Source organism: Larkinella rosea, assembly GCF_003858635.1.
Lineage (GTDB): Bacteria > Bacteroidota > Bacteroidia > Cytophagales > Spirosomataceae > Larkinella > Larkinella rosea.
This window is the reverse complement of the sequence record NZ_RQJO01000005.1, coordinates 1-4936: the sequence shown is the minus strand read 5'-3', so window position 1 is coordinate 4936 and position 4936 is coordinate 1. Positions and strand designations below refer to the sequence as shown.

General features: G+C 54.6%; 5 protein-coding genes. 3 read left to right on the top strand and 2 right to left on the bottom strand.

Translation table 11 applies throughout. From position 1 onward, the window contains the following. The coding region (locus EHT25_RS00220; protein ID WP_374756145.1) for a DUF6766 family protein at positions 1 to 268 on the bottom strand (268 nt) is incomplete at its 3' end. Positions 269 to 360: 92 nt separating this feature from the next. Further along, entirely contained in the window at positions 361 to 870 is a 510-nt protein-coding gene (locus EHT25_RS00215) for a YciE/YciF ferroxidase family protein (protein WP_124868874.1), read from the bottom strand. Positions 871 to 1167: 297 nt separating this feature from the next. On the opposite strand from EHT25_RS00215, the gene EHT25_RS00210 reads away from it, so the two are divergent. The 3 genes from EHT25_RS00210 (at position 1168) to EHT25_RS00200 (ending at position 4738) form a co-directional block, all read left to right on the top strand. After that, a complete protein-coding gene (locus tag EHT25_RS00210) occupies positions 1168 to 1566 on the top strand; it encodes an ATP-binding protein (protein ID WP_185731239.1) in 399 nt (132 codons plus the stop codon). A gap of 68 nt (positions 1567 to 1634) precedes the next feature. Continuing rightward, a complete protein-coding gene (locus EHT25_RS00205; RefSeq protein WP_229311384.1) occupies positions 1635 to 2348 on the top strand; it encodes a hypothetical protein in 714 nt (237 codons plus the stop codon). Positions 2349 to 2452: 104 nt separating this feature from the next. Next, positions 2453 to 4738, top strand: coding sequence for a glycoside hydrolase family protein (locus EHT25_RS00200; RefSeq protein WP_124868864.1), 2286 nt, complete (start codon positions 2453 to 2455; stop codon positions 4736 to 4738). Positions 4739 to 4936 lie beyond the last annotated feature (198 nt).

Genomic DNA, 4936 nt, shown 5'->3' with positions numbered 1-4936 from the left:
TGGATTCGGAGGAGCCTTTCTGGTAAAGCCACACCGTCAGCAGCACATACAGGCCCATCTGCAAAAATTCGCTCTCCCAGTTTTCAAAAACCGCTTCGATGCAGTGGCCGCTCGTCAGGTACTGACCGAACGCCAGTGACGGGCGCCCGTAATCCTGCAATTCCTCATTAAAGGCGTGCCAGCCCACCACAAGCTGGCCGCCCAGCGTTAGTAGAGTAATGACAACAAGGGTCAATGACAGGCCATTATCCCGCAGAAACTTCCTCATAGCAAACCGGATTAGGTTCTCGAATGAAAGAACTAACCGCTGGTAAGCCGCATCCGAAAATCAGCTTACCAGCGGTTGGGCTCCCTCAGCGGTTATTCCTGTTTGGCGGATTCATTGATGGAGCCTTCGGCGATTTCCGTCAACAGCACATCCGTTTTCTTTTCCTCGGCCAGCGTTTGCTCCAGCAGGTCAACGGCTTGCGGATAGCCTAATACATTAGCCAGTGTCCGCAGGGTGCCATAGGAGGCAATCTCGTAATGCTCCACTTTCTGAGCGGCCGAAATCAGGGCCACATCCCGCGTCAGGCTCCCTTCCTTGGTGTCTTCGATCAATCCTTCGGCTTCCTCGATCAGCCCCGCCATGGCGTCACACTTTTTGGCCGATGCCTTTTGGCCAACGGCTTCAAACACCTGCTCCAGGCGGGCAACCTGGTTTTCGGTTTCGGTCAGGTGTTTTTCAAAGGCGGTTTGCAATTCGGTTGAGGTGGCCGCTTTCGCCATTTTGGTCAGGGCTTTGGTCAAATGTTTTTCGGCCCAGTAAATGTCTTTTAACTCGTCGACAAATAATTCTTTCAATTCGCTTTCACTTTTTGAGGTTGCCATTTTAGCTGTGGTTTGAATGAAACATAAGAAAACCGCTCGTTCGCAGAATCGGCATTTGGGCGGTGGATTTGGCCTTAGAACCGGTGCGTAAAGGAATTGTTTTTAAAAATTATCTGGGTTTTTCCGGGTCTCATGAGCCTCATTTTCGGGGAGATTTGCAACCTTTTTGCGTCCAGGCCGTTACTTCCCCAGGACAGCGAGTGGATGTGAAAACCGCTGACAGCACCATGATTTCAGCAGCTGGTCCTGAAAGCCGACGGTCCTGCTGACCTTCTGGTTGAAAGTGACCCGCTGCAGTTGCAGCGCATCGTGCAAAATCTGGTATTGAATGCGCTCAAACACACGCCATCCGGCTGGGTGTCGGTTTCCTGGGTGCGCGAGAGCGGTTTTCGCTGGATTCTCAGTGTGCAGGATTCCGGTCCGGGCTTGTCCCATCGGGACACGGAGCCGGGTTCCTTTTCGCATGTTTTGGCACCCTCGCCCGAATCCTCGTCGGCTTTCGGCCTGCCGACGCCGGAATTGGAACGCCGGGAAGAAGCGATGATCCACTCCATCAAATCGGCCCGGGGCGAAGGCATCGGTTTGTCCATCGTCAAACGGCTGTGTGAACTATTGCGGGCCAGCCTGGAAATTGAAACCAAAACGGGTGAAGGCACCCTGTTCCGCATTCGCCTGGCGATGCATTGGAAAGAGTAACATAAAATAGAATCAGAAATAGAACACCGCCATCATCGAATAAAAGTTAATTCCTATCTAACCTGCGAATGAAACAGCTCTTTTTACTGGCCGGTTTTTTGGTATCTGGTCTGGCCGCTGAAGCCCAGCAGACCATTTTCAACGTGCCCTCTTCGGACATCACACCCGCGCACCGCATTATGGCGCAGGTGCAACTCGACATCAATCGGGAGGAAGTTTGTTCGATGTCTACACTGGATTACGGCCTGAATCACAATTGGGAAATCGGGCTGAACCTGTATCATTTCGATTACGAACGCCCCGCCCATACCTGGCTGCGAAACGATACAACCACGCACATTCCGTACGCTCCCCTGCTGCTGCTGAATGCCCAGAAAACCATCGACCTGACCGACAACCTGCACCTTGGGCTGGGCGGGCAAACCGGTCTGAACCTGGCGGCTGCACACAAAACCGCCTGGGTGGGGTGGGCTTACGGCAATCTGGGGTACGAATTTGACGGGAAACACTACAAAACCGTCGCTGGCGTATTTGCTGGCAATCGCCGGTACCTGGCCGACGGGCCTACACTGGGGGTTCACCTGGGAATCGACGCCGGTATCTGGTACGAAAAGGTGCATGTTCTGGCCGACTGGGCATCCGGCAGCCACGACTACGGCCAGTTGATTCTGGGGGCGGAAGTCTACCTGGCAAAGCACCTGCCGATTGCCCTGGGCTGGCGCCGGTCCAACCAGGACGGCGAGCAGGCGCTGGTGCTGCAATTGACCTATTCGCCCGACTGAGGCTGCTGAAACCGGACCGGCCCCGTTGCCTTACTTTTGCGCCCAAACCGGTACGTATACCGATGAGCGGAAGTTATTGAGTAATATTGGAAACCTGTTTCATTATGCCTGATACATCCTATCATAGTCCCACCTACTGGCAAGCATCCACTCAACTTAAGGAAACCTCCCAGTGGGTAACGGGTCTCGACGCGCAACTCAAACAGACCCGGGCGCGGGCCGAGGCTCCCCTGCAACTTTCGCACGGAACGCTGCAAACGGATCAGACGACAAACTCGTTCTGGCTCATTTACCAATTCGAGTCCGGCGGCAAACTGGCGATCCGCACCTGCTACGATCCCCAGTTTATCGACAAACCCAGGGTGGTCCGGAAACACAAAACCGCCGTCGAATACGAGATTCCGGGCGCGCTGGGCCGGTTTCGCGTCCGGATTGAACGTCCCGAGAAAACCGATTCGCTGCTGCGGTATACCACCTCGCTGAAACCGGAAAAACCGTTCAGCGTTCAGGCGTTTCCCCGCGACATTTATTTGCTGGATCAAAACCACGATCCGGACCCGACCCGGGGAATGGTCTACGTGACCCAAAGCGGCCCCACCGCCGGGCTGGTGTATCTTTCCGTCACCGAACCACAGCCGGGTACGCTGTTTTATTTTCAGAATTTTACGGCCCTCAATGACTATTTTCAGGTGACCCAGACCGACCCCTGCGATACGGTCAGTGCCCAATGGCCGGAAGCCGGATTTGCCCTGCCGGGTTCTGAGAATCCATTGCCGGCCGGAAACGAAATTGTGCTGTCGGATGCCTATGTATACCTGACGGATCAGGTTCCCCGGAGTGAGTTCGAAGCCGCCGATCAGTTTCTGGAAGCGATTGCCGCCGTCTACAAAAACCTGCCCAGGCCGGAAACCGCCTATTATGACTGGCCAAAAGCGGCTGAGCGTACCGTCGACGCTTTAGCGACGTCAACCCACTGCGGCCGGACCCTGAACAAAACGTATTACCTCAATGCGTACGTCGATGTCACGCAGAAACCGCCCGAAAGCATGGTGCAACTGGCCATTCTGGTGCCGCTCTGGGAGTATCAGGAATGGTTGGGAAAACCGGTCGGTCTGGTGGAGCGGTTAAAGAAAAACCTGCCCTCATTTTACGAAGAGGCCCATGAAACCATCATGCGCTGGTTGCCGGGAGGGAAATTTAAAGAAGAAAAGGAAAGCCGCAGCGAAGAACAGGATCCGAACAAAATCGATTCCTGGTACCTGTTGCATACGCTGATGAACCTGGGCCGACTGGCCGACATGGGCGATACCGACGCCAAAGAGCTGCTGTTCCGCTCGCTGGAATTTGTCATCAAAGCCGCGCATGAATTCAACTATGACTGGCCGGTTTTTTACGATGTGCGGACGCTGGCCGTCGTGAAAGCCGAAACCGAGAAGGGCATGGGGGGGGAACTGGATGTGGCCGGTTTGTATACGCACGTGATGGTGCAGGCCTATGAACTGACGAAAGAACCGCGCTACCTGCAAGAAGCCATTACCTCGGCTGAGCAGTTGCAAGGCAAGGGATTCGAGTTGCTCTACCAGAGCAACATCACCATCATGAGCAGTCTGACACTGGCGAAACTCTGGAAAATTACCGGCAACCGGCTGTATTTTGACCAGAGCCGCCTGAGCGTTGCCAACGTGCTGGCGAAGTTATGGATCTGGGAATGCAATTTTGGCGCAGGAAGTACCCGGAGCACTTTTTTGGGCATGGCTCCGCTGAAAAATGCCCCGTACCTGGCGGCCTATGAAGAAGGTGAAATTTATGCGACCCTGCTCAATTACCTGAAAGAAGTCGGGCCGGACGTACCGGACCCGGTTCGGTTGTTGTTTGCCGAATACATGAAATACCTGCTGCACCGGGGCCGGTATTATTTCCCGTCCGAATTGCCCGCAGACACGATCTGTCAGGAACCGCGCGAAGGCCACATCATCCGGGAGTTGCCGATTCCACTGGAAGACATTCCGACGGGCTGGTCGCAGGCCGGCGAAGTGGGCCAGGAAGTGTATGGGGGCGCGCTGGCGGCCATCCTGACGACCTACACCTACAAACGGTTTGAGAAAATCCCGGTGGTCATCTTTTCCGATTATCCGATTTATCATACCGAGTACGAGTTCACGGACAAGCAGCAGGGCTACGTGGTCATTCGCCTGGCAGGTACGGCGGACTTTTTTTGCACGGTTCGGCTGCTGCCGAAAAACCGGTCATTGCCAGACGTTCGGTTGTTTGATGAAAGTGTGCCCGGCAGTGCTCCGCTAAAACCGGTGGAAAGCGCAAAGCAATACCGGGAATACCGCGTTCGGGGGAACCAGCAACTCCGAATGGAATGGAACTCCGGTGCTACCTAAAACCGGCGAAAGTTCTTGCGTAGCTGGCGTTCTCACCAATTTCCGGACCAGAAGCATACATTCAAAAAAGCGTATGAGCGTTTCTTTTTCCAATCCGTTTCGGTCGTACTGGATGGCGGGTTACGAATGCACCGACAAACTCAACGCCTGGGGAAACCGGGTCGACTTTCTGCAGATTACGGGGCATTTGGACTGCCT